Below are 25,574 nucleotides of genomic sequence, written 5' to 3'. Positions count from 1 at the left end.
CCACGCGTGGCGTGGATCTACTGCAGGTCCGTTGAATGCGGCGGGTGCCGGCCTTGGCCGGCACCGCTCCATCATCCCTTCACGCACAGCACCTGCCGCAGCGTGTGCACCACATCCACCAGGTCCAGCTGTGCCGCCATCACATCGTCGATCGACTTGTAGGCCGCCGGCGACTCGTCCAGCACACCGCTGTCCTTGCGGCACTCTACGTGCGCGGTCGCTTCGCGGTGCTGTGCCAGCGTGATCTGCTGGCGCGCGGCACCGCGGCTCATCACCCGGCCGGCGCCGTGGCTGCAGCTGTGGAAGCTGTCCGCATTGCCTTTGCCACGCACGATGTAACTGCGCGTACCCATGCTGCCGGGAATGATCCCCAGCTCGCCTTCGCGGGCACTCACCGCGCCCTTGCGCGTCACCAGCAGCTCCTGCCCGCGATGCGTTTCCTTCTGCACGTAGTTGTGGTGGCAGTTCACCGCCATCGCTGCCAGCTGGAACTTCGGCAGCCGGTGACGCATCTCGGCCAGCACGCGCGACATCATCGCCTCGCGGTTTTGCCGCGCGTAGTCCTGCGCCCATGACACCGCTTCGACGTAGTCGTCGAACAGCGGCTCGCCTTCCATGAAGAACGCCAGGTCCTTGTCCGGCAGGTGGAAGCCGAGCACGCGTCGCGCCAGCTCCTCGCGCGCCTTCTCGATGAAGTACGTGCCGATCAGGTTGCCGGTGCCACGTGAACCACTGTGCAGCATCACCCACACCGCGTCCGTTTCGTCCAGGCACAGCTCGATGAAGTGGTTGCCACCGCCGAGCGTACCCAGTTGCCGGTCGAGCTTGTCGGTGCGGATCCTGCGGTGCTTGTCCTTGATCTTCTCCAGTCCGGCGGCCAGCCCGGATTGCACCAGCCGGGTGTGGATGCTGTCGGGCATGCGGTGGTGTTCACCGCCGCGCCCGTTGCCGACCGGAATGCTGCGCTCGATGCTGTTGCGCAGCTGCCGCAGGTCATCGGGCAGGTCGTTGGCGCGCAGCGTGGTGCGCACGGCGGCCATGCCACAGCCGATGTCGACGCCGACCGCGGCCGGAATGATCGCGCCACGGGTCGGGATCACCGAGCCCACGGTTGCGCCCTTGCCCAGGTGCACGTCCGGCATCACCGCCACCCACGGCCCGACGAACGGGATCGCGGCGATGTTGCGCAGCTGCTCATGCGCCTGTGCCTCCAGTGGGACACCGTTGACCCAGCCCTTGATCGGCGTGCTGCCCTCGGCATGCAGCCATTGATAGTTGTCTTGAATGTCCATGTTGTCTCGAATGTCCCTGATGGGCCGGCGGCGCGTCCCTGCGCCGCCGCTGCCCCCTACTTGATCGTCACCAGCTGCTTCAGCACGCCGTCCAGGCCGCCGAACACGGTGAGCTTGTCGATCTTCTCGGTGACCTTCTCCAGTGCCTCCAGCTCCTTCAAGCGCATCAGCACCGGGTTGTCCTCGATCAGCTTTGCGGTGTTGAGCTGCGAACGCGTGGCGTTGGCCTCCTCGCGGCGACGGATCACACTGGCCTGGGCCTGCTTCTCGGCCAGCACCACACCGTTGAGGATCTCCTTCATCTCGCCCGGCAGGATCACGTCCTTGATGCCCACGCCGAGCAGCCGTACACCGTGGCCCTCGATCGCGGCCTGCACATGGGCGGCGATCTCGCCGTCCAGCGCGGCCTTGTCGCCCAGCAGCTCGTCCAGGCTGCGTGCGGCGATTGCCTGGCGCAGGCCGAACTGCAGCTGCCGATAGACGAACTCATCGGCATTGCTGAGCGTGCGGTGTGCACGCACCGGATCGGTCACCTGCACGCTCGCGGCAAGGTTCACCCGCAGGGTCACCTTGTCGCGGCTGAGCAGCTCCTGGCCCGACACGTCCAGCGAACGCGCACGCAGTTCCACTCGCTCCACCGACACGTTGCCGTTGAAGTTCCAGAACGCGTGCAGGCCGGCGCCCAGCGCCTGCCGCAGCGTGCCATCGATGAACAGCAGGCCGACCGACTCGCTCGGCACGGTGCTGATCACTGCAACGCGCGGCAGCACGCCCAGCTGCCCCAGGCGCTGCTGCACGTCTGCCGGCACGTATGGCTCGACACCCAGCGCCATCACGCGGACCTGGGTGTCGACCGAACCGCGCCAGTACAGACGGCGGCTGCCCGGCGGCAGGACCTCATCGATGCGGCCGTTGCGCAGCAACAGGCCGACCTCGCTGGCACCGACGTTGGCCAGCACGAAGTGCGTGTCCAGCGTCGCACCCAGTGCTTCGATCAGGCTGTCCTGGTCGCTGCCGGTATAGGCCGCGCCCTTCGATGCGTTGTACACGTCCACGTGCGGGCGGCCGCCGAACGGCGACAGCTGGTGCACGCCCGGCAGCAGGATCTGCTGGAAACGACGGTTGCGATACACCAGGCCGCGCTCGCCGTCGCCGATCACGACCTTGATGGTCCAGAACATGGGAGTCTCTCCTTGTATGGCTCTGGTGGTTCGACCCGACGGAATGAATGCCATGACCCGGGTCGATCCGGTCATGGCAGGGCCGGCTGCACACTCCGTGCAGCCAGCGGAAAAGGGCGGCCATCGGCAGACGGTCCGCGCGCGGGGCCTGCGGTGCGTCATCACCATTGACACTGTTCCTGCCGGCAAACAGCACCGGAGCGGAGCGGGGCGGGTGGTGCTGACAGGCCGAGGCCCGGCGTGCGCTCCGTTGCCGTTCCTGCGGCGCCCGGAGGCGTTCGCAGGACCGGCGACGATGGCCGCTGGGGCTTGCGCCCCGGGTGTTGCTTCAGGCAATGACGTGAAAGGTCACTGATTGGAGTGGGAATCGAACCCACGACAGACGGATTACGGATCCGTTGCTCTACCCTACTGAGCTATCCAGTGGTGAACCGCGCGGAATCGAACCGCGTACCGGCGAACCGGCGCCTGCCTCCAGCAGGCGATCCAGGCGATGGCATGTCCGCGACCTCCGGCATACGCCACGGCAACGCCGCGCGCACCAGCCCGTGGTTGAAACGGGACCGTTGGATAATCGAGGGTGCAGGCCACCGACATTATCGGCGAGCGATAATGTTTGGGTGCGATGCAGATAATGTCCAGGCGTTGCCGTGCGCACGGAGAAACTCCTCCGGCGCGGCGGGAAAACCTGAATCAGTGTGCGGCGGGGTGCCGCGCGGGGTGCAGTTCTGGCATCGCGGGTCCTTGTGTCGACGCAAACGAAAACGCCCCCGGGACTTGCGTTCCGAGGGCGTCGTCAGGCCTCGGAGATCGGGGTGGCCGATCTCCGCAGGGCGGGTATCAGGCCGTTGTCAGCTGGACTTCCTTGCCGAACGCGCGCGCCAGCACGTCCATGCGCAGGCATGGCAGCAGTTTGGCGATGGCGACGGAATGCGCGTTCAAGGGAGGTTTCCAGTGGTTGTTGAAACGAGGTTCGCACGATAAACCACGATTTAGTCGTGCGCAACCATTTTGTTGAATTATTTTCTCGGCCGCGATGGCGATGCCGACCCGCGGCCGGCATCGCGCGCGCTCAACCTTCCGCGCTGGCCGCATCCAGTTGCGCGACATCCTGCACGCTCAGCGACACGTTCGCTGCGGCCAGCAGGTCATGCAGCTGCTCGACGCTGGTGGCGCTGACGATCGGTGCAGTGATCGACGGCCGCGCGATCTGCCACGCCAATGCGATCTGCGCGGCAGTTGCGCCGTGCTTGCTGGCCACGTCATCCAGTGCCTGCAGGATGCGCAGGCCGCGTGGGTTCAGATAGCGCTTCACCACCGTCTCGCCACGCGCCGGGCTCTTGGCCGCATCGGCCGGCGTACGGTACTTGCCGCTGAGGAAGCCACTGGCCAGCGCGTAGTAACCAATCACGCCGATCTGCTCGCGCTGCACCAGCGGTTCCAGTTCCTTCTCATAGCCGGCGCGGTCGTACAGGTTGTACTCCGGCTGCAGGGTTTCGTAACGCGGCAGCTTGTAGTCGGTGGACACCTTCAGCGCATCGGCCAGGCGCGTGGCGCTGTAGTTGGAGGCACCGATGGCCCGCACCTTGCCGGCTTCGATCAGGCGACCGAACGCGGCCAGGGTCGCTTCCAGCGGCGTCGACTCATCATCCTCGTGCGCCTGGTACAGATCGATCACATCGGTCTGCAGGCGGCGCAGCGAATCCTCGACCGCGGCATTGATGTTGTCCGGGGTCAGCCCGGGGCGTTCGGCCCACTTGGCCACCTTGGTCGCCAGCACCACCTTGTCGCGCTTGCCGCTGCGGGCGAACCACTTCCCGATCAGCGTTTCCGATTCGCCGCCCTGATTGCCCGGCACCCAGGCCGAGTACACGTCGGCGGTATCGACCAGATTGAAACCGGCATCGACGAAAGCATCGAGCAGGGCGAAGCTGGCCTTTTCATCGGCGCTCCAGCCGAATACGTTGCCACCGAAGGCGAGCGGACGTACATGCAGGCCGGAACGGCCCAGTTCGCGGGTTGCCGTCATGGGCACGGACTCCTTGGGGGAAGTGTTCCAGAATAGAACGCGTTGTGTGACCGTGCTGCGGCGATGGCCACAAAACAGTGTTCCGCGACACGCACGCAGCTAACGTTTTGTGAACACCTGGGACGCTGCGACTGCTAGTCTCGCCGCATCTTCCGTTGGAGTCGTCCCGATGATGCCTGCTTCGTCCCTGCGTGGTTGCCGCCTGCTGCTTGCCTCGGCCCTGCTTGCCGCTGTTCCCGCGTTCGCCGCACCGGCCACGGTGGCGCCGGCGAAGATCCAGGTATCACCGGCCATCGATGCCGCGGTGAAAGCGCCGACCCGCGATGCCAACAACGTCAAGCGCGACGCCTATCGCCATCCTGCGCAGACGCTGGCCTTCTTCAAGGTCGCGCCGGAAAAGACCGTCATCGAGATCACCCCCGGCAACGGCTGGTACTCGGAAATCCTGGCGCCGCTGCTGCATGACAATGGGCGTTACGTCGCCGCCGTGGTGGATCCGATGGCGGTGGCCGAAGGCCGTGGCCGTGACTACCAGCAGCGCAGCCGCGACAGCCTGGAAAAGAAGTACGCCGGTGCACCGGCGCAGTTCGGCAAGACCGCCGTGGTGGCCTACGACCCGGCCAAGCCGGTGTTCGGCCCGGCCAACTCGGCCGATGTGGTGCTGACCTTCCGCAACGTGCACAACTGGCGCAAGGCCGGCCAGGCGCAGGGCATGTTCCAGGGCTTCTTCAGCGTGCTCAAGCCGGGCGGTGTTCTGGGTGTGGTCGAGCATCGTGCCAAGACCGATGTGGCCGACGACGATGACACCGGCTATGTCGGCCAGCAGCAGGTGATCGCGATGGCCGAGGCTGCTGGTTTCAAGCTCGATGGCCGCACCGAGGTCAACGCCAACCCGCGTGACACCAAGGATCACCCGAACGGTGTGTGGACGCTGCCGCCGACCAACCAGCACGACAAGGCCGATGATGCGAAGTACCAGGCGATCGGCGAAAGCGACCGCATGACCCTGCGCTTCATCAAGCCGTAAATCGGCAGCGCGGTATGGCGTGCACGCATTGACTCTGTAGAGCCGAGCCATGCTCGGCTCATCGCGCGCAGAGCGACGGAGCGCAACAGCAGTCGAGCATGGGCTCGGCTCTACCGTTGGGGGGCGCGTGGCGTGGGACAATGCGCCATCCGCCCCCCGCCGTTTCCGCAATGCTGATCGCCTTCAACAAGCCCTTCAACGTGCTCTGTCAGTTCACCGACCGCAGCGTACCGCCGCGGCCGACCCTGGCCGGATTCGGCCTGCCGCCGCGCGTATATGCCGCCGGACGCCTTGACCATGACAGCGAGGGCCTGCTGCTGCTGACCGACAACGGCACGCTGGCGCACAAGCTGACCGACCCGAGGCACAAGGCCGACAAGACCTACTGGGTGCAGGTGGAAGGCATGCCCGGCGATGACCAGTTGCAGCAGCTGCGCGATGGGGTGCTGCTCAATGATGGCCCAACGCTGCCGGCGAAGATCGAACGCCTGGATCCGGCACCATCATTGTGGACGCGTGATCCGCCGGTGCGCTTCCGCAAGACCGTGCCCGACAGCTGGCTGGCGGTCACGATCCGTGAAGGCCGCAACCGCCAGGTGCGGCGGATGACCGCGGCGGTGAACCTGCCGACGCTGCGGCTGGTGCGGGTGTCGATGGGACCGTACCGGCTGGACGATCTGCAACCGGGACAGTGGCGGCAGATTGGCTGAAAGAAAAAGGGCCGGAGGCCTTCCGGCACCCGACCCTCATGCAGCGTTGTGAGGTCGGAGCCCCTCCTGCGGAAGGGATCCGACCCCGGCGAATCAGGCGTCGCTGCCGATATCGCTGTGTTCGTCCACGACGGTGGCGTTGCGACGGTCGCGTGCGCTGATGCGATGCGCCTGGCCGTCGACCAGCTGGCCATTGGCGGCCTTCTTCTTCTGCTGCTTGCGGTACAGCGCGTAGCCCAGCAGGCCAACACCGACCGCGGCAGCGGCGATGGTCACTGCCGGGTTGCGCTTGGCGAACCGGGTTGCGGCCTTGCCGCCGGTCTTCACCGCGCCGATGGCGGCGCCGGTCTTGATCCAGTCAGCGTTGCGCAGGCTGCCACCGGCGCTCTTCAAACCATCACCTGCACTGTGGGCCAGGTCCAGGGCGCGCTCGAGAGCGCGGTCGGTGATTACAGTCAGTCTGCTCATGCGGGGGTCCTTGCCTCGGGTCGAAGTCCAGTGTGTCGCGTTGCCTGTAAACGGTATGTCAGTCGCACGGGCGTGTGGTGTGACTCTACCCCAGCCATTCAGGATCAGGCAGGGTGGGGTCGGATCCCTTTGTTTCGGGAAAGGGCTTTGACCCCAGCAGGGATGTACGGGGTCAGAGCCCGTTGCGTTGCAACGGGATCCGACCCCATGCTCAGGTTCCGCGCGGCTTGGCCCGGTGCGTGGCCGTTGCGGTCCAGGGGTCATCCGGCCATGGATGGCGCGGGTAGCGGCCCTTCATTTCCTTCTTCACCTCGGCGTAGGTGTTCTCCCAGAAGTTGCGCAGGTCCTGGGTGACCTGCAATGGGCGACCGCCGGGTGACAGCAGGTGCAGGGTCAGTGGCACGCGGCCATCGGCGATGCGCGGGGTGTCAGCCAGGCCGAACAGCTCCTGCAGTTTCACTGCCAGCACCGGCGGTAGCGGCTCACCCTTCTCGCTGTCCAGCGCATAGGTGATCGGCCGCTCCAGTCCGGATGGCACGGTGATGCGGGTCGGAGCATGACGCTCGACCAGCTGCCGCTGCGACCACTCCAGCGGTGACTTCAGCGCCTCGCTGAAGCTGGACTCGTCCAGCGCATCCAGGCGGCTCTTGCCGGCGAAAGCGGGCTGCAGCCATTGCGCGCGGTTGGCCAGCAGGGCCGCGTCGCTGCAGTCGGGCAGCTCCAGCTCCGGCATCCAGCGCCGTAATGACTCGACCCGTGCCTGCCACTGGCGCAGGCCCTCGGTCCACGGCAATGCCTGCAGGCCGAGTTCGGCCACCGCATCGGTCAGTGCCTGTGCGGCGAGCTGCGGATCGACCCGGCCGGTCGAGCGGCTGTCCAGCACGATGCGGTCGAAGCGGGTCTCGCGCAGCGCCACCAGCGCACGGCGCTCGCCATCCCAGCGCACCACATCTTCGGTGACGAAACGCTCCGGCCACGCCTTGCGCAGCTGACCTTCGTCCACCGGTGCGGCGCGCAGCAGCAGCGCATCACGGGCCTCGAAGCGCAGTTCGCTGGCCACAAGCCACGGTTCGCCACGCAGGTCGCTCAATTCGTGCAGGCGCGTGCTGCGGCCGTTGGCCAGCAGGTAGCGCAGCGGGTCGCTGGGATGCTGGAAACCGATGCGGTCGGGGAAGGCGTGTGCGAGCAGGTCACCGAGCTCGTGGGCCTCGATGCTGGCTGGTGGCGCGGCCTCGCAGCGCAGGCGCCGACGCCATTGCTTCGCGGCGGCGTCGATGGCCGCCAGTCCACTGCGGTTGGCGTCGGCGGGTGCGCGGCCATTACGGAAGGCCGCCAACGCGCGCCAACGTGCCGCCAACGCGTCACCACCCTGGCGCAGCGGATCGCGTGCCTCCAGCAAGGCAGCCAGATCGGCGGCCAGCGCCTGCGCGCGTGCATCAGGTGCGGCCAGCAGCATCGCCGCCATCCGCGGATGCGTACCCAGTGCCAACACGCGGCGCCCGAGTGCACTGATCGTCCCGTTGCTGGACAACGCACCGAGCCGTTGCAGCAGTTCGCGCGCTGCACCCATCGGCCCGGCGGGCGGAGGATCGAGGAAGCGCAGGTCGCTACTGCCCCAGGCCGCCAGTTCCAGCGCCAGCCCGGCCAGCTCCACCTGGTCGATCTCGGCGCGGCGTTGCGGTTCCGGCCGCTGCGATTGCGGCCACAACCGCCAGGCCACGCCTTCAGCCACGCGCCCGGCGCGGCCGGCACGCTGGTCGGCGGAGGCCTGCGCGATCGCCACCACGTCCAGCCGGGTGAAGCCGCTGTTGGGGTCGTAGCGGGGTTCGCGCGCCTGTCCGCTGTCGATCACCACGCGCACGCCGGGCAGCGTCACCGAGGATTCGGCCACGTTGGTGGCCAGCACCACGCGGCGGCGGCCGTCGCTGGCCGTCTGCAGCACGCGCGCCTGCTGTTCCACCGGCAGTTCGCCGTGCAGGGCCAGCACCTCGATGCTGCTGTCCAGCGACTCCCGCAACCCCCCCTGCACGCGCGCGATCTCGCGCTGGCCAGGCAGGAACACCAGCAGGTCTCCCGGGTGTTCGGCCAGCGCCTGCTGCACCGCGCGACGCACCTGCAGTTCCAGCGTCTCATCACGGCGTGCCGGGAAGTGGCTGATCACCACCGGGTAGCTGCGGCCTTCGCTGCTCAGGCGCGGTGCATCGAGGAAGCGCGCCAGCCGCTCGCCATCCAGCGTTGCCGACATCACCACCAGGCGCAGGTCATCGCGCAGCTGGGCCTGTACGTCCAGCGCCAGCGCAAGGCCGAGATCGCCACTGAGATGGCGCTCGTGGAATTCGTCGAACAGGATCGCACCGACCGTCTCCAGCATCGGGTCGTCCTGCAGCATGCGGGTCAGGATGCCCTCGGTGACGACCTCGATGCGGGTACGCGCGGAGATCCTGTTCTCGAAGCGGATGCGATAGCCCACGGTATCGCCCACCTCTTCGCCGAGCTGGCGTGCCATGAACAGCGCAGCGCTGCGTGCGGCCACCCGGCGCGGCTCCAGCAGGATGATCCTGCGGCCCTGCAGCCACGGCGCATCGAGCAGCGCCAGCGGCACCTGGGTGGTCTTGCCGGCGCCCGGGGGCGCTTCCAGCACCAGTCGCGGCTGCGCGGCCAGGTGCTGCTGGATCTGCGGCAGCAGCGGGGAGATCGGGAAGTGCGGGGTGTTCATGTGCAAAGGATAAGGGGCCGCGGCGGGCACAGGTACAATGCGCAGGCACTTTTCCCTCGCGATGACCATGCACCTGATCGATATCGGCGCCAACCTGACCCACGACTCCTTCGACCGCGACCGCGATGCCGTGCTGGACCGCGCGCGGCAGGCCGGCGTGGTGCAGATGGTCATCACCGGTGCAAGCCGTGAGCATTCGCCGCTGGCCCTGCAGCTGGCGCAGCAGCACCCGGGCTTCCTGTACTCCACCGCGGGTGTGCACCCGCACCACGCGGTGGAGTACACCGAGGAGTGCGATGCCGAGATGCGCGCGCTGCACGCCCATCCGGAGGTGGTGGCGGTGGGTGAGTGCGGGCTGGACTACTTCCGTGATTTCTCCCCGCGCCCGGCCCAGCATCGCGCCTTCGAGCGGCAGCTGCAGCTGGCGGTGGACACGGGCAAGCCCGTATTCCTGCACCAGCGCGACGCGCACGCCGATTTCATGGCGCAGATGAAGAACGTCGAGGGCCGTCTTGGCCCGGCCGTGGTGCATTGCTTCACCGGCGAGCGCGATGAGCTGTTCGACTACCTCGACCAGGACTGGTACATCGGCATCACCGGCTGGCTGTGCGACGAACGTCGTGGCGCGCATCTGCGCGAGCTGGTGAAGAACATCCCGGCCAACCGCCTGATGATCGAGACCGACGCGCCGTACCTGCTGCCGCGTACGCTGAAGCCGATGCCGAAGGATCGCCGCAACGAGCCGATGTTCCTGTCGCACATCGTGGAGGAGCTGGCGCGTGACCGTGGCGAGGAGGTGGCAGTGACCGCAGCCAACGCCACCGCCGCCACGCGCGCGTTCTTCCGTCTGCCCGACGCGCATTGATCTGGTAGTGCCGGCCGCTGGCCGGCAACCTCAAGAACGCCGTAATTGCCACGCGATGGCCTGCCAGCGGCCGGCACTACCGGAGCAGATTGCGCAGCCCTTCCCGATACGTCGGGAACCTCGGCTCCCAGCCCAGCACCGCACGCGTGCCGCGACTGTCGATGCGCTTGTTGCTCTGGTAGAAGCGCCGCAGCGTCGGGCTCAGCGCCGGGTCGTCCCAGGCCACCGCCGCTGGCATCGCAAAGCCGCCCAGCTGCGCGGCGAAGGCCAGCACATCCTGTGGCGGTGCCGGTTCGTCGTCACTGGGCAGATACAACCCCTGCGCGGCCGGCCGTTGCAATGCGGCGATGATCACCGCCGCCAGATCCTCCACGTGCAGGCGGTTGAACACCAGCCCGGGCCGCACGATGTGGCGTGCACGGCCCTGCGACAACTGCAGCAGCGCATTGCGGCCGGGCCCATACAGACCCGGCAGGCGGAACAGTGCCGACGTAATGCCGCGTTCCACTGCGAGCGCACGCCACTGGGCTTCAGCCCTTCTGCGCTGCATGCCGGTGGCTTCAACCGCATCGGCCTCGCTGCTCTCGTCAATCCAGCCACCTGCGCGATCGGCATACACCGACGTGGACGAGAGATAGCCGACCCAGCGCAGGGCCGGGCTGGCCTGCAGTGCCGGTAGTAACACGCGCAGCGCCGGGTCACCCTCGGCATCGGGCGGCACGCTGCACAGCACGGCCTCGGCCTGTGCGATTTCATCGAGCAGCGCCGCTGATAGCGTGGTGTCGGTACGCAGTGGATGCCGCAACAGGCCGTCGTCCGGTGCCGACGCCGGGTCGCGCGTCGTGCCCACCACCCGCACGCCCAGCGCCTGCAGCTGCGTGGCCAGCACGCATCCGCTCCAGCCCATGCCGAGGATCACCACCCGCGCGGGCAGCGGGCTCACCTGCGGGGCCAGGCTCACGCGCCGCGCAGTGCCTGGTAGGCCTGCAGGCTGCTGTAGGCCACCTGCAGCAGCAGGCCCTCCTGGTCGGCCTTGCGTGCCCGTGCCAGCATGTCGCCGACGATCTGCTCGGCTTCCACCTGCTGGCCGGCTTCCAGGTCACGCAGCATCGAGGCCTTCAGCGCCGAACCGGCCTGGGTCAGCGTGCCACGCGCGGTGTCCTGCGCCGCATCGGGAATCGGTTCGCCGGCGGCCTCGGCCACGGCCAGGCACTCGTCGTACAGGCCGCGCACGATGGCCTGGCCATCATCGGTGGCGACGATCGTGCCGATGTCCGCGCGCAGCAGGCAGGTGGCCGCGGCCAGTGCGGTCAGGAACGTGTACTTGATCCACTGCTCCTGGCCGATGTGCTGGCTGGCGAGGTGGTCGAGATCGGCCTGCGCGCAGAGGGCGGCGAACGCGCGAACCCGCGGGGAGATCGCACCACCATCGCGTTCGCCGAAGGTGAGTTTGGCCGGCTTGCCCAGATGCAGCACAGCGCCATCGGCTGCCTTGGTGGCGCTGATGAAGCACAGGCCGCCCAGCACCGCCTCGCGGCCGAAGCGCGCATCCAGCGTGTTGTAGTGATGCAGGCCGTTGAGGATCGGCAGCACCGTGGTGTCGGCGCCCACGGCAGGCGCGATGGCGTCGATCGAGCTGTCCAGGTCGTAGGCCTTGCAGCTGAGCATGACCAGGTCGAACGGCCTCTGCGCAGCGAGCGCGCGCAGCGCATCGGCAGTGACGTGCTGCACCGGGAAGCTTGCATCGCCCAGCGGGCTGCGGATGACCAGGCCGTCGCGGTCCAGCTGCGCGGCGCGTGCGGAACGCACCAGGAAGGTCACGTCCACACCGGCCTGGGCCAGGCGTCCACCGAAGTAACCGCCGGTACCGCCGGCGCCGAGGATCAGGATGCGCATTGCACGTTCACCGTTTTCTGGGGGAATCAATGCAGCGATTGTGCCGGAGATCGCGGCTGGCGGTGGTGCCCGGCGTGGTGCTTGGCCGGGCTGCAGTCTCCTGCAGGGCCGGCCGGGGGCTTCGTACAGAACCGCGCGAAACCCCCGGGCCGCCCCTGGCAGGGGTTACCCATCAGTTGATCGCGGTGATGAACGCCGGATCCTGGATGGTCTGCTCGATGTTGAGCTTGATGGTCTCGTTCAGTGCGCCGAACACGTTGGCGAACTTGGTGGTGTTGCGTTGCACGTTCTTGACCTGGTCATAGACGACATCGCCCTTCGGCGTGGTGACGACGTAGCGTACGCGCAGGGTCCAGTCGACGCTGTAGCCCAGGTCGTCGATCAGGAACTCTTCCACTTTTCCGCTGAGCACGTTGCCGCTCTTGTCCATCTTGACCCCGACCAGACGCAGCTCGGAGAACACGGCGTCACGCATGATCGCATCGACATTCTTCTCGAACAGGATGTCGCCCATGGCGGTGTTGCGCACCTGGTTGGGCTTGATCTTGCCGCCCTTGGCGGGAAGGTACTCGAACGCGGTGACATCCACCTTGCCTTCGGCGGTCAGTACCGAGCTGGGCGCATAGTTCAACGGAAGGGGCCGCGTGGAGCAGCCGGCAAGAACGAGCAGGAACAGCGAAGCAACGACGAGCCGGCAGCGGCCGGCGGTACGGTGGGCCAACATCTGTGTGGATCCCCTGTGTGCGTCCATGGCATATGAAAAACCAGCGGGCCCGGAGGCTCGCTGGTCGGTCGGGTGAAGCGCGTCGATTAAACGACTGAACGGGGAGCGTGGCAAGTGCCTGCCACGCCGGATCCATCAACCGCCGCCGGCCCCGGGTACGAGGGCACGGCAGGTCAGCTCAACTGCGCATGCCCACGCCGCGGCGCAGCAGCCACAGCGCCAGCGCCGTCAGCACCACCACGAAGCCGATCATCAGCGCATACGCCACCACCACCGGCACATCGCTGCTGCCGAGCAGGCCATAGCGGAACGCGTTGACCATGTAGAAGATCGGGTTGGCGTGGGTGGCCGCCTCGGCCCAGGTCGGCAGCAGCTTCACCGAATAGAACACGCCGCCCAGGTAGGTCAGCGGGGTCAGGATGAAGGTCGGCACGATCGCCACGTCATCGAACTTCTTCGCATACACCGCATTGATGAAGCCGGCCAGCGAGAAGATCGTCGCGCCCAGGATCACCGTGGTCAGCGTCACCAGCGGATGCGGAATGCGCACCGGGGTGAAGAACATCGCGATGATCAGCACGATCACGCCCACCATCAGGCCGCGCAGCACCGCACCGGCCACGTAGCCCCACAGGATCACCCAGTTCGGCATCGGGCTGACCAGCAGTTCTTCCACGTGGCGGCCGAATTTGGCGCCGAAGAACGACGAACTGATGTTGCCGTAGCTGTTCTGGATCACGCTCATCATCACCAGGCCCGGCACGATGAACTGCATGTAGCTGTAGCCGCCCATGTCGCCCACGCGCGAGCCGATCAGGCCGCCGAAGATCAGGAAGTACAGGGTCATGGTGATCGCCGGCGGCACCAGGGTCTGGCCCCAGATGCGCATGATGCGGGCCACTTCGCGGCGCACGATGGTCATCAGTGCGATGCGGTTGCGCTGGCCGTCGGTCAGGACCGGGGTCGGGGTGCTGCTCATGCGGACGTCTCCTGGTTGCCGGTGAGGCGCACGAACAGTTCCTCCAGGCGGTTGCTCTTGGTACGCATCGAGCGCACGCGGATGCCGGCTGCGTTCAGTGCTTCGAACACGCGGTTCAGATCCATCGCACGCGGCATGTCGATATCCAGCGTATGGCCATCGGTAGCGGTCAGCACCGCGCCTTCGATCACCGGCAGCTGCGCGGGCAGGGTGCCGTCGATGTCCAGCAGGAAGCCTTCCACATCAAGCTTGGCCAGCAGTTCGCGCATCGGGCCCTGGGTGACGATCTGGCCGTGGTTGATGATGGCCAGGTTGCGGCACAGGTGCTCTGCCTCTTCCAGATAGTGGGTGGTGAGGATGATCGTGGTGCCGGCGGCGTTGATCTCCTTCAGCACCCGCCACATGTCGCGGCGGATCTCGATGTCCACGCCGGCGGTCGGCTCGTCCAGGATCAGCAGGCGCGGCCGGGTCATCATCGCGCGGGCGATCATCAGCCGGCGCTTCATGCCACCGGACAGGGTGCGGCTCATCACCTGCGCCTTTTCCCAGAGGTGGGCGCGCTTGAGCTCGACTTCGGCCATCTGCTCGGCTTCCGCGCGCGGCACGCCGTAGAAGCCGGCGTAGTTCACCAGGATGTCGAAGGGCTTCTCGAACAGGTTGAAGTTGATTTCCTGTGGCACCAGCCCGATCAGGCGCATGGTGGCGCTGCGGTTGCGCACCAGGTCGCTGCCGAACACCTCCACCTGGCCCTCGCTGAGGTTGACCAGGGAACTGATGATGCCGATCAGGGTCGACTTGCCGGCGCCGTTGGGGCCGAGCAGGGCGAAGAAGTCGCCCGGAGCCACTTCCAGGGAAACCCCTTTCAGGGCCTGGGTGCCGTTGTCATAGGTCTTGCGCAGGTCGCGCACGCGCAGGGCGGGCGCCGTATCGTTCAGGGAGGCCAAGCTCGAAGCCTTCGCGCCCATGGGCTGGCGCTGGAGAGGGGCGGGGAGCGGCTATTATAGAAGACCCCGAGGGCTTGCCCCGGCTACACACTGTCCCGAAAAGCCGTGCCTGTTCAATTTCCCCTCAAGCTGGTCGGTCGCCGCATGCTGGCCCCGACCGTCGGCCACTACCAGTTCGTGCGTGACGACGGACAGCCGCTGGACTTCCAGCCCGGCCAGTTCATCCAGGTCCATTTCAGCTACGCCGACGGCACTGAAACCAAGCGCAGCTACTCGCTTGCGACCATCCACGACCATGCGCTGGGCCCGGGCGAGGCGGTCGATATCGCGGTCAGTTTCGTGCCCGGTGGCGCCGCCACGGCCCTGTTCGAGGCGCTGGAGCACGGCGGCCAGATCAGTGCGTCCGGTCCCTACGGCCGGTTCTGCCTGAACCCCGGTGACCACAACGCCCGCTACCTGCTGATCGCCACCGGTACCGGCGTTACCCCCTACCGCTCCATGCTGCCGCTGCTGGAAACGGCCATGGCCGAGCGTGGCGTACAGATCGTGCTGCTGCAGGGCGCGCGAAGCCCGGGCGAACTGCTGTACAGCGACGATTTCTACAGCTTCGCCGAAAAGCACGAGAACTTCCGTTATGTTCCGTGCCTGTCGCGCGAACTGCCGGCCGATCCGCATCCGGACGTGCAGCACGGCTACGTGCAGCAGGCGCTGGCCGGCTTCACGCCGGACCCGGCCACCGACATCGCCTACCTGTGCGGCAACCCGGACATGGTTGATGCCTGCGCCGAGCAGCTGAAGGCCGCCGGCCTGGGCAACCCGCAGATCCGCCGCGAAAAGTACGTCAGCAGCAAATAAGCCAGGGTAGTGCCGGCCGCCGGCCGGCAACCCCATGAACCGGAGGCGGCCTCATGCCGCCCCCGGAACCTGCCTCAGTATGCGATCCACGCATCGCGCCAGGCCGAGCCCACGCCCGGCCGGTACGCTTCGGCATTGACGTTGCACCATGCGCCTTCCGGGAACGGGCGGCAGGCATACAGCTTGCCATCGCTGCCCTTCACTACGGTCTGGCCGGGCACGTAGCTGCCGATGCCGGCAGGGTACACGTGGTCGAAATCACCCCCCGGCGACGGCGTGCCCGGGTCCGGCACCTGGGTGTCGAGCTGGAAGCGGTTGCCGTCCTTCAGATACACGCGGTTGTCGGTGGCCGAGGCGGCCGGCGTGATCACGCCATTGGCAAGCACGCCCACGCGTGCGTGCTGGGCGCTGGCGTTGACCTTGCGGGCCAGCACCTGCGGCCACTGCGCGGCGGCGGTCTGGCCGTTGGCCAGCGTGGCCTCCACGCGCTCGACATCATTGCCGTTGGCGTTGAACACGCGCAGCGCCAGGGTGGTGCCGACCGGCAGCTCGCCGCGCGCGGTGACCGGACCGGCATCCTGCCACTGCGGTGCCGGCGCAGTGCCACCGCCCTGGAAGCGCACGTCCATGCAGGTGTAGAACGCCTCGGTCGAATCCGAACGCTGCCAGGTGTTGTAGATCACGTGCTGGCCGCTGCGCTGCGGCAGCGTGCACTGCAGCTTGTAGGTGCCATCGGCCGACAGCGGCGTATTGCCCAGCGTGCAGAACTCCTGCAGATCGGCCCAGCGCAGCGCGCTGCCCGGCTGCCAGCCTTCGCGGGTGACGAAGAAGCGCCAGTCACGCGTGGCATGCGGCGCGGTGGCCTTGAACACGAAGGTGAACTTGCCGTTCGCATCGGGCTGGATCGGCGTGGTCTGCCAGTCGCTGCGGTTCACATCCAGGCCACGGAAGGTCGGGTTGTTGCCGCTGCACAGCTTGCCGTCGGGCACCACCGCCTGATGGTTGCCGTTGGCGTTGGCCTGGTTGATGCCGTTCCAGTCGTAGAACGCCTGCGAACCACCGACGGCCTTGGCCGCGGCGCAGGCCGGATTGGTCGGGTTCTCCGGATTGCCCTGGAAGCAGGCGTAGACGCGGCTGACCGGCGTGGTCATGGTGCCGTGCGCGAACGCGGTGCCGGTCAGGCACAGGCCCGCAGCAGCGAACGAGGTAGCCAGCAACAGCGGTGTGGATCGGAATGACATGGCGCATCCTTGTGGTCGTCGAAAGGGAACGGTGACCGCAGGAGCTGCGCTGCGCGGCGGACTTTCGGCGGCACCACGGCGAGTATCGAGTCGCGCTTGAGAGTGCGGAACCCTGGGAACGCCGATCCGTGACTGCGCATGTGAAGCCTTTCCCGCAGGCTTCACGCGGGGCTGAATGGATGCGCTGGTGGTCACGCCATCGGCGTGGCATCGATCACGACATGGAGATCGCGTCCAGCGCCACGGTGGCTGCGCGACAAGGCGCTAAGATGCGCGCGCCGCCCCGGCAGACGAGTGCCGCATGTCTTTGGATTTCCCCACCATCACCGTGCTTGGCTTCCTGCTGTGCATCGGCATTGCGGTGGGCTTCTCGCTGTTGCTGATCGTACTGCGCGGGCAACCGGTGCTGCGGCAGTGGACCGTCAGCCTGTGGCTGCTGACCCTGGGGGTGACGCTGCTGGCGTTGCGGCCCTATCTGCCGCTGGTACCGGCGGTACTGGCCGGCAACGCGGCGATGGCCGGCTGCGGGTTGATGATGCTGCGCGGTGTGGCCCTGCATCTGGATCAGCCGTTGCCGCTGTGGCGACCGCTGTTGATGGCGGCTGCGTTCATGGCCTGCATCTTCGCCTTCCTCGTGCTGTGGCCAGACCTGGGCCTGCGCCTGCAGGTGTTCAGCGTGTTCGCGCTGATCGTCGACGGCTGGATTGCCGGGCTGCTGCTGCGCCATGCGCCGCCACAGCAGCGCACCAGCTGCCGCCTGGCCGCCGCCGTCTTCCTGGCGGAGGCGGCGCTGTACGCATTGCGCCTGTTCCTGCCGGTGGCGCCCGACGCCGGCGAGGACATCATGCGGACCGGCTCGCCGATGTTCGCTACCTATATCGCCGGGGTATTGCTGGAACTGGCGCGCTGCTTCGCGATGGTGCTGCTGCTGGTCGAGCGCATGCTGGTCGATCTGCGCAGGACGGCGCGCACCGATGGCCTGACCGGCCTGCTCAACCGCAGCGCGGTGCTGGCCGACGGCCAGGCGCGGTTGCAGCAGGTGCGCCGCCAGCGCAGGCCCCTGGTGCTGCTGCTGGTGGATGTGGACCACTTCAAGAAGATCAATGATCGCTGGGGCCATCTGGCCGGCGACCAGGTGCTGTGCCACTTCGCGGCTGTGCTGCAGCACTGCGTGCAGGACCGTGATCATCTGCTGGGGCGCTATGGCGGGGAAGAATTCGTACTGGTACTGGCCGGCAGTACGCAGCACGAAGCCATCGAACTGGCGGCGGCGATCCGTGTGCGTCTGCAGCAACGGCCGGCGCCGCTGGCCGGTGCGCAGGTGGCCGTTACCGCCAGTGTCGGTCTGGCCGTGGATGAGGGGCAGGGCGATCTGTCCACCCTGCTGGCGGCTGCCGATGCCGCGCTGTACCGGGCCAAGGCCGAGGGGCGCGATCGCCTGGTCTGTGCGTCGCGCGCTGCGGATTCGCCTTCGCCCATCGCCGTCGACGCCGCGCCCGTGTAAGTTGGGTCACATCTTCCGCGGCAGCCCGTCGTGGTCGACAGGAACATCCTCCAGGGGAATTGAGCACGATGCAAAGACACCACCTCGCGCTGGCTGCGACGCTGGCCAGCCTGTTGCTTGCCGGATGCAGCCCGCCACCGTCGGGCGGAGCCGATGCTGCCGGCGACGCGCCCAGCCGTCGTTACGGCAAGATCGATTTCCAGCCCTGCACGCTGTCCACCGAAGGCGCCAGCGCCAACGTGGAGGCGCAGTGCGCCACTCTGCAGGTGCCGGAAGACCGGGCCCGGCCGGAAGGCCGACGCATCGGCCTGCGTATCGCCTGGCTGGAGTCGGGCAGCAGCGGCTCCAGCCAGCCTGACCCGGTGTTCTTCCTGGCCGGCGGCCCTGGCCAGGCTGCCAGCGAAGTGGCGGTCGTGGTCGATATCGCGCTGCGCCAGGTGCGCAAGCAGCGCGATGTCTTCCTGATCGACCAGCGTGGTACCGGCGGTTCCAACCCGTTGAGCTGCCTCGGCGCAGATGGCAAGCCGCTGGCCATGGATGAAAACGCCGCCCCCAGCGAGGCGCTGTTGCGCGACTATGCGCAGCGGTGCGCGGCCTCGCTGCAGGGGCGTGCCGACGCACGCTTCTACACTACCGGTGAAGCCATCGCGGATCTGGACGCCGTGCGCGAGGCATTGGGCGTGGAGCAGGTCAACCTGGTCGGTGCCTCCTACGGCACCCGCGTGGCCCAGCGCTATGCCGGCGCCTACCCGCAACACACCCGCAGCATCATCATCGATGGTGTGGTGCCGAACGAACTGGTGGTCGGCGGTGATTTCGCCACCACGTTCGAAGATGCGATCGCCCTGCAGTCGGCGCAGTGCCGCAAGGATGCCGCCTGCAGCAAGCGCTTCCCGACCGATACCCGCGCGCAGCTGCGCAGTGTGGTCGATACCCTGCGCCGCGCGCCGGTCAGCGTCGACTACCGTGACCCGGGGACCAATGCACCACGGCGGGACGTGTTGACGCCGGACAGCGTGGTCGGCCTGGCGTTCGCTTTCTCCTACCTGCCGCAATACGCCTCGTTGTTGCCACTGGTGCTGGATGAAGCCGCGCAGGGCCGCTACGCACCGCTGGCATCGCTGGCGCGTGGCGCGAGCCGCAGCATGGATTTCCAGATCAACCGTGGCATGCAGTGGACGGTGATCTGCAGCGAAGATGCCCCGCGCTACCATGCCCCGGCCGAGAATCCCGAGCGCCTGTTCGGCAACGACGTGGCCAGTGCCTTCTTCGCCGCCTGCCCGGTGTGGCCGCACCAACCTGCCGCGGCCGCCGCTGCGACGCCGTTGCGCAGTGATGTCCCGGCGCTGCTGCTGTCCGGTGAACTGGACCCGGTGACGCCGCCGCGCTATGCCGAGCAGGTGCTCAAGGGCCTGCCGAGCGGCCGCGCGCTGGTCGCTCGTGGCCAGGGCCATGGCACGCTGACCGCCGGCTGCATGCCACGCCTGCTCGGCCAGTTCATGGATACGACCGATGCCAAGACGCTGGATGCCGGCTGCCTGGACACGCTGAGCTACGTGCCGGCGTTCACCTCGTTCAACGGATGGGAACCATGATCGTCGCCGACAACCTGCACAAGGCCTTCGACACCCGCACCGGGCGCATCCAGGCGGTGTCCAACGTCGGCTTCCGCGCCGAGGATGGCCGCATCACCGGGCTGCTTGGCCCCAACGGCGCCGGCAAGACCACCACCATGCGCATGCTGTACACGCTGATGACGCCCGACCAGGGCAGCATCACCGTCGATGGCATCGATGCTGCGCGCGATCCGGTGGAAGTGCGCCGCCACCTTGGCGTGCTGCCCGATGCTCGTGGTGTCTACAAGCGCCTGACCGCACGCGAGAACATCGCCTACTTCGGTGAGCTGCACGGCCTGTCGGCCGAGCGCATCCGCGAACGTATCGAGGTGCTGTCGCACGCGCTGGACATGGGCGACATCCTCGACCGCCAGACCGATGGCTTCTCGCAGGGCCAGCGGACCAAGACCGCGATTGCCCGCGCGCTGGTACACGACCCGCGCAACGTCATCCTGGACGAGCCGACCAACGGCCTGGACGTGATGACCACGCGCGCGCTGCGCCGTTTCCTGCTGGGCCTGCGCGAAGAGGGTCGCTGCGTGATCCTGTCCAGCCACATCATGCAGGAGGTGGGCGCGCTGTGTGACCACATCGTGATCATCGCCAAGGGCACGGTGATGGCCGCTGGCAGTGCCGACGAACTGCGCGCACAGGCCGGCGAAACCAACCTGGAAGATGCGTTCGTGAAACTGATCGGCAGCGAAGAGGGCCTGCACGCATGAGCATGATGTCGACCCTGATGACGGTGATGCGCAAGGAACTGCGCGATCTTTCGCGTGATCGCCGCACGCTGCTGCTGACCCTGCTGTTCGGCCCCCTGCTGTACCCGGTGTTGCTGTTGGGCATGGGCAAGCTGGCCGAGAGCCGGGTGCGCACCCAGATCGAGGAGCCGCTGCAGATTCCGACCATCGGTGCGGAGAATGCCCCCAACCTGGTGCGCTTCCTCGCCGCGCAGGGGCTCAACGCGGCACCGGCACCCAAGGACCTGGCCGAGGCCATCCGCACCCAGGACATCGATGTGGCACTGCGGATCGGCGATGACTTCAGCAAGGACTGGGCCGACGGCAAGCCGGCGCTGGTGGAGGTGATCAGGGACAGCACCCGGCGCGCGGCCGAAGTGCCCGGCGCACGCCTGGAGGCGGCACTGGCGACCTACAACGGCCAGGTCGGCGCGCTGCGGCTGATGGCGCGCGGCATTGATGCACAGGTGGCCCGCCCGCTGGATGTGGCACGCCAGGATCTGGCCAGTGCCGAAGCCAAGCGCGGCATGATCCTGTCGATGCTGCTGCCGGTGCTGCTGACATTGACCTCGTTCATCGGTGGCGCCTACCTGGTGATGGATGCCACTGCCGGCGAGCGTGAACGGCAGTCGCTGGAGCCGCTGCTGGCCACGCCCGGATCGCGCAGTGCGATCGTCAGCGGCAAGATCGCCGCCGCCTGTGTGGTGGGCTTCGTATCGCTGCTGCTGACCCTGGTCGCGTTCAAGGTGAGTGCGCAGATCGCGCCCGGCAACATCGGCCGCCAGTTCAACATGAACGTCGGCTCGATGCTGCAGATGCTGCTGGTGATGCTGCCGATGCTGCTGATCGGCACCTCGCTGCTGACCTTCCTGTCGGCAGCGGCCAAGAGCATGAAGGAAGCGCAGAGCCACATGACCTGGCTGATGCTGCTGCCGATGCTGCCCGGCTATGCGCTGGTGGCCTACCCGCTGAAGAGCGAGGTGTGGCAGTACGCCGTGCCGTTCCTGTCGCAGAACCAGATGCTGTTGAAGGTGATCCGCCACGAGACCATCACCCCGACGATCTGGGCGGTCTACCTCGGCGCCAGCCTCGGCCTGGCCGCACTGCTGTGGTTCGCCGCCGTGCGCCGTTACCACAACGAACGCCTGGCAATCTCCGGCTGACCGTCGGGTCGCGCCGGGCCATGTCCGGCGGATTTCGAACGAGGCCCGGTCATTCCAGGCCTCGTTGTTCTCAGGTTCGAGTTGCTTGCCAGGCGACGAAGCGTTGGGCGATCACCGGTGCCAGTCGGTCGAAGTTCTCCCAGGTATCGGCGACGTGGTACAGCGAAGGGAGATCGTCTGCCAGCAGTTCGACGTAGTCATCGGGATACAGGCAGTCATCCGCTTCGTAATACTCCAGCGTGAATGCGTTCGCCTCATCGTTGATCATTTCGTCAAGAAACTTGCCATCGCACACCAGCAGGAACTGGCCGGGTGTCATCGCACGTCGGGTCAAGGCTTCCAGCTCATCCTGCATGTCGTCGGCCAGTTCTTGACCTGCCATACCCCGCAGTAGGAGCCAGGCCACGTACATGCCGATATGCGTCGCACCGGCTTCGGCGGGAAGCTCGGCGGGAAAATCGCCGTCGGAATGCCAGCTGGCGTCGTCGTACTTCATCTGTTCTCCTCCTGAATTCAGCAAATAGCTTAGGTCGCAAGGGTAGACAGCGGGAGCGTCGAATGCGTCAGCCGCCGGAATACCGTGCAGGTGTCACCCCCATCTCGCGCTTGAATACGGTGATGAATGCGCTGGGCGTTTCGTAGCCCATCGCCAGGGCGACGCTGGTCACCGGCTCGCCGGACAGCAGCCGTGGCAGCGACAGCAGCACGCGCAGGCGCTGGCGCCACTGGCTCAGTGGGATGCCGGTCTCGGCGTGCCAACGACGGGCGAGGGTGCGGCCGGACAGGCCGCTGCTGGCGGCCCAGTCCTCGATGCTGCGGCCGTCATCGGGTGCGCGTGCCAGTGCCGCGGCGATCTTCTGCAGTCGCCGGTCACGCGGTTGTGGCAGGGCAAGCGGCAAGGGCGTGCTGGCGCCGATCTCATCGGTGATCACACCGGCCAGTCGTGCCTGCGCGGCATCCAGTGGCTGATGGGGCCATTGCAGTGCTCGTATCGTCGCAGCCTGCAGCAGCGTATTGGGTTGGAAAATGCGCGGTGTGGCGGGCAGACCCAGGCAGGCCTCGGCGCTGAAGTACAGGCTCCAGCCATCGAAGGCCGCAGTGCTGGCCAGCGCGTGCGACAGGAAGGGCGGAATCCAGGCGACGTGGCCGGCCGGCAGCAGCCAGTGCAGGTCGCCGGCCGCGATCCGCAACAAACCCTGATGCGCGCCCAGCAACTGTCCGCGCGCGTGCTGGTGACGGGCGGTACTGCGCGGACCGTGCAGGCGCAACTGGGTCGCCAGCAACGCCGGCCCATCGGCGGCATCGGCCAGTGCGGGGTCGATCAACGCAGTGGGTGTCTGATTTGCCATATCAATTGGCAGTTATACGGCAGAACTGTCGCCGTCGGGCCTCGACACTGGTGCCTCTTCAACCGAGTACGCCGCCATGCAGCCGCAGGACATTCTTCCCGACCACCAGAACGACGTGCAGGTGAACGGTCTGACCGTGCGCAAGGGCAGCGTCGGCGCCTTCCTGGCCAGCGTCCGCGACTGGCAGGATCCGGCCAGCGATCCCGGCACGCGCGCCACTGCCGAAGCGGATCTGCGCGCGCTGCTGCCGGGCCTGCACGCGTTGGGCCTGTTCCAGCTGCTGGTGGCGCGTGATCCGGCCCTGCAGCGGCTGATCGACGCGGCAGCCTGAAAAGCACAAGGCCCGGACATGCCGGGCCTTGATCCAGAACCGCCGGGCATGGCCCGGCGCTACCACCGCGTTCCTCAGTTGTTGCCCGGTGCGAATACCAGGGTGCGGCGGGTGGTAACCGGCGCGCTGACCGGCTCAAAACGCCAGCGCTTGACTGCGTTCATCGCTTCGCGATCGAAGATGCGCGACGGCGTCGCACGCAGCACTCGGGCATTGATCACCGAGCCGTCGGTACCGACCGTGATCTCCACCAGCACCTCACCCGAGGTGCCGGCACGCAGCGCCTCGGACGGATAGCGCGGTGCCGGCGTGCTGACCGGGCGCAGGTTCGGTGCCGCTGCGGCGGCCGGAGCGGCAGCTTGGCGTGCGGCGCTGGCCTGCTGCGCGGCGGCCTGCTGCTGCTTCTGCTCGGCGTCGCGGCGGGCGGCGGCCTGGCGCTCGGCTTCCTGGCGCTCGTTGTCGCGGCGCGCGGCATCCTGCTGGGCGGCGATCTGCTTGGCGGCGTCGGCTTCCTTGGTGCGTTGTTCGGTCAGGCGCTGCTGCTCGGTCTGCTGCTTGCTGCGGTCCTCGGCATCCTTCTTCGCCTTCTCGGCTTCGGCCTCGGTGCGCTTGGCCGCGTTCTGCACGCCCTTGGCCAGGCCTTCCTTCAGGCGCGGCAGGGCGGGCGCGGTGGCATCGACCTTCTCGATCAGCGCCACCAGGCGCTGCGCTTCGGTGTAGTCCTCGCGGCCCAGGTGCTGCTCGGCAGCGATCAGCGTGTACGGCAGCAGGTCGGTCAGCGCGCTCTTCACCGAGGCGTCGTCTGGGGTCTTGTCGCGCAGGGCCAGGTAGTACTCGATGGCGTTGTCGCCGGCCGGCGCGTACATGCGGTTCTCGCGCAGGGCCTGGCTGGCCGACTCACGCAGCTGTTCGGTACCCATCGACTGCACCTTGGCGGCGACCACCGGTGCAGCCGGGGCAGCAGCCGTGGGCGCTGCGGCGGGCGTCGGTGCCGATGATTCTTCCTTGCCCGAGCAGGCGGCCAGCGCCAGTGCAAGGGCAACCGGCAGCCACCGGCGCGCGGCGGTGATCGTTGAGACGTGCGACATCCTGCTCCCCTCTAGAAGACGACGTGACGTAAATCATTGATACGCATGGCCGGGACCTGCGGTCCGGGCGCGGCAGGGTGACGTTTCCCGACGCCACCGCCGGCAACGGCGAGGGTGCAATCTAGCATCCCGGCCGCCGCCGCGTACAAGGGGCGGTGGCCGGGACGGGCAACGACGGTCCTGCCGCTGCCGGCGACGACATCAGTGGTCGTTGGCCTTGTCGTGCGTCTTGCTGTGGCTGTTGGACATCAGCTTGTCGGTCCAGGCGATGCCGATGGCCGACAGGATGAACACGCAGTGGATGATGGTCTGCCACAGCACGCCTTCCTGGGTCAGCATCGAGCAGCGGGCGACACCGATGTTGGCCGCGGCCACGCTCATCTGTTCCGGCGTGCACAACGGGATGCCGCCCAGCGCGCCACTGGCGATGAAAGTCTTCAACAGATGGATCGAGGAAATGCCGATGATCGCCATCGCCAGCTTCACCTTCAGTACGCTGGCATTGACGTGGCTCAGCCATTCCGGCTGGTCCGGGTGGCCTTCCAGGCGCAGGCGCGAGACGAAGGTCTCGTAGCCGCCGACGATCACCATCACCAGCAGGTTGGAGATCATCACCACATCGATCAGGCCCAGCACGATCAGCATGATCTGCTGCTCGCCCATCGAGGCGGAGTGTGAGATCAGGTGCCACAGTTCCTTGCCGAACAGGAACACGTAGACGCACTGCGCGACGATCAGGCCGAGGTACAGCGGCAGCTGCAGCCAGCGCGAGGCGAAGATCAGCGTGGACAACGGGGAGAGCGGCGGGCGGTTTGCACTCATGCGGAGGATGCTGCGTTTCGGGGGAGAGGCGAGG

Annotated in this window: 24 protein-coding genes and 1 tRNA gene; 9 read left to right on the top strand and 16 right to left on the bottom strand. The window is 67.3% G+C overall.

From position 1 onward, the window contains the following. Positions 1-71 precede the first annotated feature (71 nt). From ABH900_RS05715 to ABH900_RS05700, 4 genes are all read right to left on the bottom strand, one after another. Positions 72-1,292, bottom strand: a complete 1,221-nt coding sequence (locus ABH900_RS05715; RefSeq protein ID WP_429621931.1) for an RtcB family protein — start codon at positions 1,290-1,292, stop codon at positions 72-74. 56 nt (positions 1,293-1,348) lie between these two features. Then, a complete protein-coding gene (locus tag ABH900_RS05710; RefSeq protein ID WP_429621930.1) occupies positions 1,349-2,473 on the bottom strand; it encodes a slipin family protein in 1,125 nt (374 codons plus the stop codon). A 355-nt stretch (positions 2,474-2,828) separates the two neighbouring features. Beyond that, positions 2,829-2,896 (bottom strand) — tRNA-Thr (locus tag ABH900_RS05705). Between the two features lie 649 nt (positions 2,897-3,545). Next, positions 3,546-4,502 carry an aldo/keto reductase gene (locus ABH900_RS05700; protein ID WP_429621929.1) on the bottom strand — a complete coding sequence of 319 codons (957 nt, stop codon included), beginning with the start codon at positions 4,500-4,502 and terminating at the stop codon, positions 3,546-3,548. 169 nt (positions 4,503-4,671) lie between these two features. Between ABH900_RS05700 and ABH900_RS05695 the strand changes: the two genes are divergently transcribed. Together ABH900_RS05695 and ABH900_RS05690 are read left to right on the top strand one after the other, a co-directional pair. Then, complete coding sequence (locus tag ABH900_RS05695) at positions 4,672-5,529, top strand: class I SAM-dependent methyltransferase (RefSeq protein WP_429621928.1); 858 nt, start codon at positions 4,672-4,674, stop codon at positions 5,527-5,529. Positions 5,530-5,699: 170 nt separating this feature from the next. After that, positions 5,700-6,239 (top strand): pseudouridine synthase, encoded by a 540-nt coding sequence (locus tag ABH900_RS05690; RefSeq protein WP_429621991.1) that lies wholly within the window; start codon positions 5,700-5,702, stop codon positions 6,237-6,239. Positions 6,240-6,332: 93 nt separating this feature from the next. Here ABH900_RS05690 and ABH900_RS05685 read toward each other — a convergent pair whose 3' ends face one another. Both ABH900_RS05685 and hrpB read right to left on the bottom strand, forming a co-directional pair. Beyond that, on the bottom strand, positions 6,333-6,707 hold the full coding sequence (locus tag ABH900_RS05685) for a hypothetical protein (protein WP_429621927.1): 375 nt from the start codon (positions 6,705-6,707) through the stop codon (positions 6,333-6,335). A gap of 211 nt (positions 6,708-6,918) precedes the next feature. Next, positions 6,919-9,423 carry an ATP-dependent helicase HrpB gene (hrpB, locus tag ABH900_RS05680; protein ID WP_429621926.1) on the bottom strand — a complete coding sequence of 835 codons (2,505 nt, stop codon included), beginning with the start codon at positions 9,421-9,423 and terminating at the stop codon, positions 6,919-6,921. 67 nt (positions 9,424-9,490) lie between these two features. Between hrpB and ABH900_RS05675 the strand changes: the two genes are divergently transcribed. Further along, the gene (locus tag ABH900_RS05675) at positions 9,491-10,288 is read left to right on the top strand and encodes a TatD family hydrolase (RefSeq protein ID WP_429621990.1); all 798 of its coding nucleotides are present in this window, start codon (positions 9,491-9,493) and stop codon (positions 10,286-10,288) included. 76 nt (positions 10,289-10,364) lie between these two features. Here ABH900_RS05675 and ABH900_RS05670 read toward each other — a convergent pair whose 3' ends face one another. The 5 genes from ABH900_RS05670 to ABH900_RS05650 all read right to left on the bottom strand — a co-directional run bounded on the left by ABH900_RS05670 (position 10,365) and on the right by ABH900_RS05650 (position 14,852). Further along, on the bottom strand, positions 10,365-11,195 hold the full coding sequence (locus ABH900_RS05670; RefSeq protein ID WP_429621989.1) for an NAD-dependent epimerase/dehydratase family protein: 831 nt from the start codon (positions 11,193-11,195) through the stop codon (positions 10,365-10,367). 50 nt (positions 11,196-11,245) lie between these two features. Next, positions 11,246-12,184, bottom strand: coding sequence for a 2-dehydropantoate 2-reductase (gene panE / locus ABH900_RS05665; protein WP_429621925.1), 939 nt, complete (start codon positions 12,182-12,184; stop codon positions 11,246-11,248). A gap of 172 nt (positions 12,185-12,356) precedes the next feature. After that, the gene (locus tag ABH900_RS05660) at positions 12,357-12,908 is read right to left on the bottom strand and encodes a hypothetical protein (RefSeq protein WP_429621924.1); all 552 of its coding nucleotides are present in this window, start codon (positions 12,906-12,908) and stop codon (positions 12,357-12,359) included. 178 nt (positions 12,909-13,086) lie between these two features. After that, positions 13,087-13,887: an ABC transporter permease gene (locus ABH900_RS05655; RefSeq protein ID WP_429621923.1), complete on the bottom strand. Its 801-nt coding sequence runs from the start codon at positions 13,885-13,887 to the stop codon at positions 13,087-13,089. Continuing rightward, positions 13,884-14,852, bottom strand: coding sequence for an ABC transporter ATP-binding protein (locus ABH900_RS05650; RefSeq protein ID WP_429621922.1), 969 nt, complete (start codon positions 14,850-14,852; stop codon positions 13,884-13,886). Before ABH900_RS05650 ends, ABH900_RS05655 begins: the two co-directional genes overlap by 4 nt. 84 nt (positions 14,853-14,936) lie before the next feature. Between ABH900_RS05650 and ABH900_RS05645 the strand changes: the two genes are divergently transcribed. Continuing rightward, the gene (locus ABH900_RS05645) at positions 14,937-15,686 is read left to right on the top strand and encodes a ferredoxin--NADP reductase (protein ID WP_429621921.1); all 750 of its coding nucleotides are present in this window, start codon (positions 14,937-14,939) and stop codon (positions 15,684-15,686) included. Positions 15,687-15,760: 74 nt separating this feature from the next. On the opposite strand, the gene ABH900_RS05640 is transcribed toward ABH900_RS05645, so the two are convergent. After that, positions 15,761-16,927 (bottom strand): lytic polysaccharide monooxygenase, encoded by a 1,167-nt coding sequence (locus tag ABH900_RS05640; protein ID WP_429621920.1) that lies wholly within the window; start codon positions 16,925-16,927, stop codon positions 15,761-15,763. A gap of 301 nt (positions 16,928-17,228) precedes the next feature. Between ABH900_RS05640 and ABH900_RS05635 the strand changes: the two genes are divergently transcribed. The 4 genes from ABH900_RS05635 (at position 17,229) to ABH900_RS05620 (ending at position 21,950) form a co-directional block, all read left to right on the top strand. After that, the gene (locus tag ABH900_RS05635) at positions 17,229-18,431 is read left to right on the top strand and encodes a GGDEF domain-containing protein (protein ID WP_429621919.1); all 1,203 of its coding nucleotides are present in this window, start codon (positions 17,229-17,231) and stop codon (positions 18,429-18,431) included. A 68-nt stretch (positions 18,432-18,499) separates the two neighbouring features. After that, on the top strand, positions 18,500-20,026 hold the full coding sequence (locus ABH900_RS05630; protein WP_429621918.1) for an alpha/beta fold hydrolase: 1,527 nt from the start codon (positions 18,500-18,502) through the stop codon (positions 20,024-20,026). Continuing rightward, positions 20,023-20,769 (top strand): ATP-binding cassette domain-containing protein, encoded by a 747-nt coding sequence (locus ABH900_RS05625; RefSeq protein WP_429621917.1) that lies wholly within the window; start codon positions 20,023-20,025, stop codon positions 20,767-20,769. Before ABH900_RS05630 ends, ABH900_RS05625 begins: the two co-directional genes overlap by 4 nt. Beyond that, on the top strand, positions 20,766-21,950 hold the full coding sequence (locus tag ABH900_RS05620) for an ABC transporter permease (RefSeq protein ID WP_429621916.1): 1,185 nt from the start codon (positions 20,766-20,768) through the stop codon (positions 21,948-21,950). Before ABH900_RS05625 ends, ABH900_RS05620 begins: the two co-directional genes overlap by 4 nt. 70 nt (positions 21,951-22,020) lie before the next feature. Here the strand turns inward: ABH900_RS05620 and ABH900_RS05615 are convergent, their stop codons facing one another. Together ABH900_RS05615 and ABH900_RS05610 are read right to left on the bottom strand one after the other, a co-directional pair. Beyond that, a complete protein-coding gene (locus ABH900_RS05615) occupies positions 22,021-22,446 on the bottom strand; it encodes a hypothetical protein (protein WP_429621915.1) in 426 nt (141 codons plus the stop codon). Between the two features lie 67 nt (positions 22,447-22,513). Then, a complete protein-coding gene (locus tag ABH900_RS05610; protein WP_429621914.1) occupies positions 22,514-23,299 on the bottom strand; it encodes an AraC family transcriptional regulator in 786 nt (261 codons plus the stop codon). Positions 23,300-23,375: 76 nt separating this feature from the next. On the opposite strand from ABH900_RS05610, the gene ABH900_RS05605 reads away from it, so the two are divergent. Further along, the gene (locus ABH900_RS05605) at positions 23,376-23,630 is read left to right on the top strand and encodes a hypothetical protein (RefSeq protein ID WP_429621913.1); all 255 of its coding nucleotides are present in this window, start codon (positions 23,376-23,378) and stop codon (positions 23,628-23,630) included. A gap of 74 nt (positions 23,631-23,704) precedes the next feature. Here ABH900_RS05605 and ABH900_RS05600 read toward each other — a convergent pair whose 3' ends face one another. Continuing rightward, a complete protein-coding gene (locus ABH900_RS05600) occupies positions 23,705-24,718 on the bottom strand; it encodes a TonB family protein (RefSeq protein WP_429621912.1) in 1,014 nt (337 codons plus the stop codon). 201 nt (positions 24,719-24,919) lie between these two features. Next, entirely contained in the window at positions 24,920-25,540 is a 621-nt protein-coding gene (locus ABH900_RS05595) for a TIGR00645 family protein (RefSeq protein ID WP_429621911.1), read from the bottom strand. Positions 25,541-25,574: the final 34 nt, after the last annotated feature.

This window comes from Stenotrophomonas sp. AN71, assembly GCF_050435725.1.
GTDB lineage: Bacteria > Pseudomonadota > Gammaproteobacteria > Xanthomonadales > Xanthomonadaceae > Stenotrophomonas.
This window is presented reverse-complemented; position numbering and strand designations above follow the sequence as displayed.

Bases quoted from the DNA above. Each gene is read 5' to 3' on its own strand.
- ABH900_RS05615 (WP_429621915.1), bottom strand. From the start codon at position 22,446: ATGAAGTACGACGACGCCAGCTGGCATTCCGACGGCGATTTTCCCGCC.
- ABH900_RS05595 (WP_429621911.1), bottom strand. From the start codon at position 25,540: ATGAGTGCAAACCGCCCGCCGCTCTCCCCGTTGTCCACGCTGATCTTC.
- ABH900_RS05610 (WP_429621914.1), bottom strand. From the start codon at position 23,299: ATGGCAAATCAGACACCCACTGCGTTGATCGACCCCGCACTGGCCGAT.
- ABH900_RS05685 (WP_429621927.1), bottom strand. From the start codon at position 6,707: ATGAGCAGACTGACTGTAATCACCGACCGCGCTCTCGAGCGCGCCCTG.
- ABH900_RS05635 (WP_429621919.1), top strand. From the start codon at position 17,229: ATGTCTTTGGATTTCCCCACCATCACCGTGCTTGGCTTCCTGCTGTGC.
- ABH900_RS05670 (WP_429621989.1), bottom strand. From the start codon at position 11,195: ATGGGCTGGAGCGGATGCGTGCTGGCCACGCAGCTGCAGGCGCTGGGC.
- panE (WP_429621925.1), bottom strand. From the start codon at position 12,184: ATGCGCATCCTGATCCTCGGCGCCGGCGGTACCGGCGGTTACTTCGGT.
- ABH900_RS05695 (WP_429621928.1), top strand. From the start codon at position 4,672: ATGATGCCTGCTTCGTCCCTGCGTGGTTGCCGCCTGCTGCTTGCCTCG.
- ABH900_RS05650 (WP_429621922.1), bottom strand. From the start codon at position 14,852: ATGGGCGCGAAGGCTTCGAGCTTGGCCTCCCTGAACGATACGGCGCCC.
- ABH900_RS05690 (WP_429621991.1), top strand. From the start codon at position 5,700: ATGCTGATCGCCTTCAACAAGCCCTTCAACGTGCTCTGTCAGTTCACC.
- ABH900_RS05715 (WP_429621931.1), bottom strand. From the start codon at position 1,292: ATGGACATTCAAGACAACTATCAATGGCTGCATGCCGAGGGCAGCACG.
- ABH900_RS05660 (WP_429621924.1), bottom strand. From the start codon at position 12,908: ATGTTGGCCCACCGTACCGCCGGCCGCTGCCGGCTCGTCGTTGCTTCG.
- ABH900_RS05655 (WP_429621923.1), bottom strand. From the start codon at position 13,887: ATGAGCAGCACCCCGACCCCGGTCCTGACCGACGGCCAGCGCAACCGC.
- ABH900_RS05700 (WP_429621929.1), bottom strand. From the start codon at position 4,502: ATGACGGCAACCCGCGAACTGGGCCGTTCCGGCCTGCATGTACGTCCG.
- hrpB (WP_429621926.1), bottom strand. From the start codon at position 9,423: ATGAACACCCCGCACTTCCCGATCTCCCCGCTGCTGCCGCAGATCCAG.
- ABH900_RS05620 (WP_429621916.1), top strand. From the start codon at position 20,766: ATGAGCATGATGTCGACCCTGATGACGGTGATGCGCAAGGAACTGCGC.
- ABH900_RS05630 (WP_429621918.1), top strand. From the start codon at position 18,500: ATGCAAAGACACCACCTCGCGCTGGCTGCGACGCTGGCCAGCCTGTTG.
- ABH900_RS05710 (WP_429621930.1), bottom strand. From the start codon at position 2,473: ATGTTCTGGACCATCAAGGTCGTGATCGGCGACGGCGAGCGCGGCCTG.
- ABH900_RS05605 (WP_429621913.1), top strand. From the start codon at position 23,376: ATGCAGCCGCAGGACATTCTTCCCGACCACCAGAACGACGTGCAGGTG.
- ABH900_RS05625 (WP_429621917.1), top strand. From the start codon at position 20,023: ATGATCGTCGCCGACAACCTGCACAAGGCCTTCGACACCCGCACCGGG.
- ABH900_RS05675 (WP_429621990.1), top strand. From the start codon at position 9,491: ATGCACCTGATCGATATCGGCGCCAACCTGACCCACGACTCCTTCGAC.
- ABH900_RS05600 (WP_429621912.1), bottom strand. From the start codon at position 24,718: ATGTCGCACGTCTCAACGATCACCGCCGCGCGCCGGTGGCTGCCGGTT.
- ABH900_RS05640 (WP_429621920.1), bottom strand. From the start codon at position 16,927: ATGTCATTCCGATCCACACCGCTGTTGCTGGCTACCTCGTTCGCTGCT.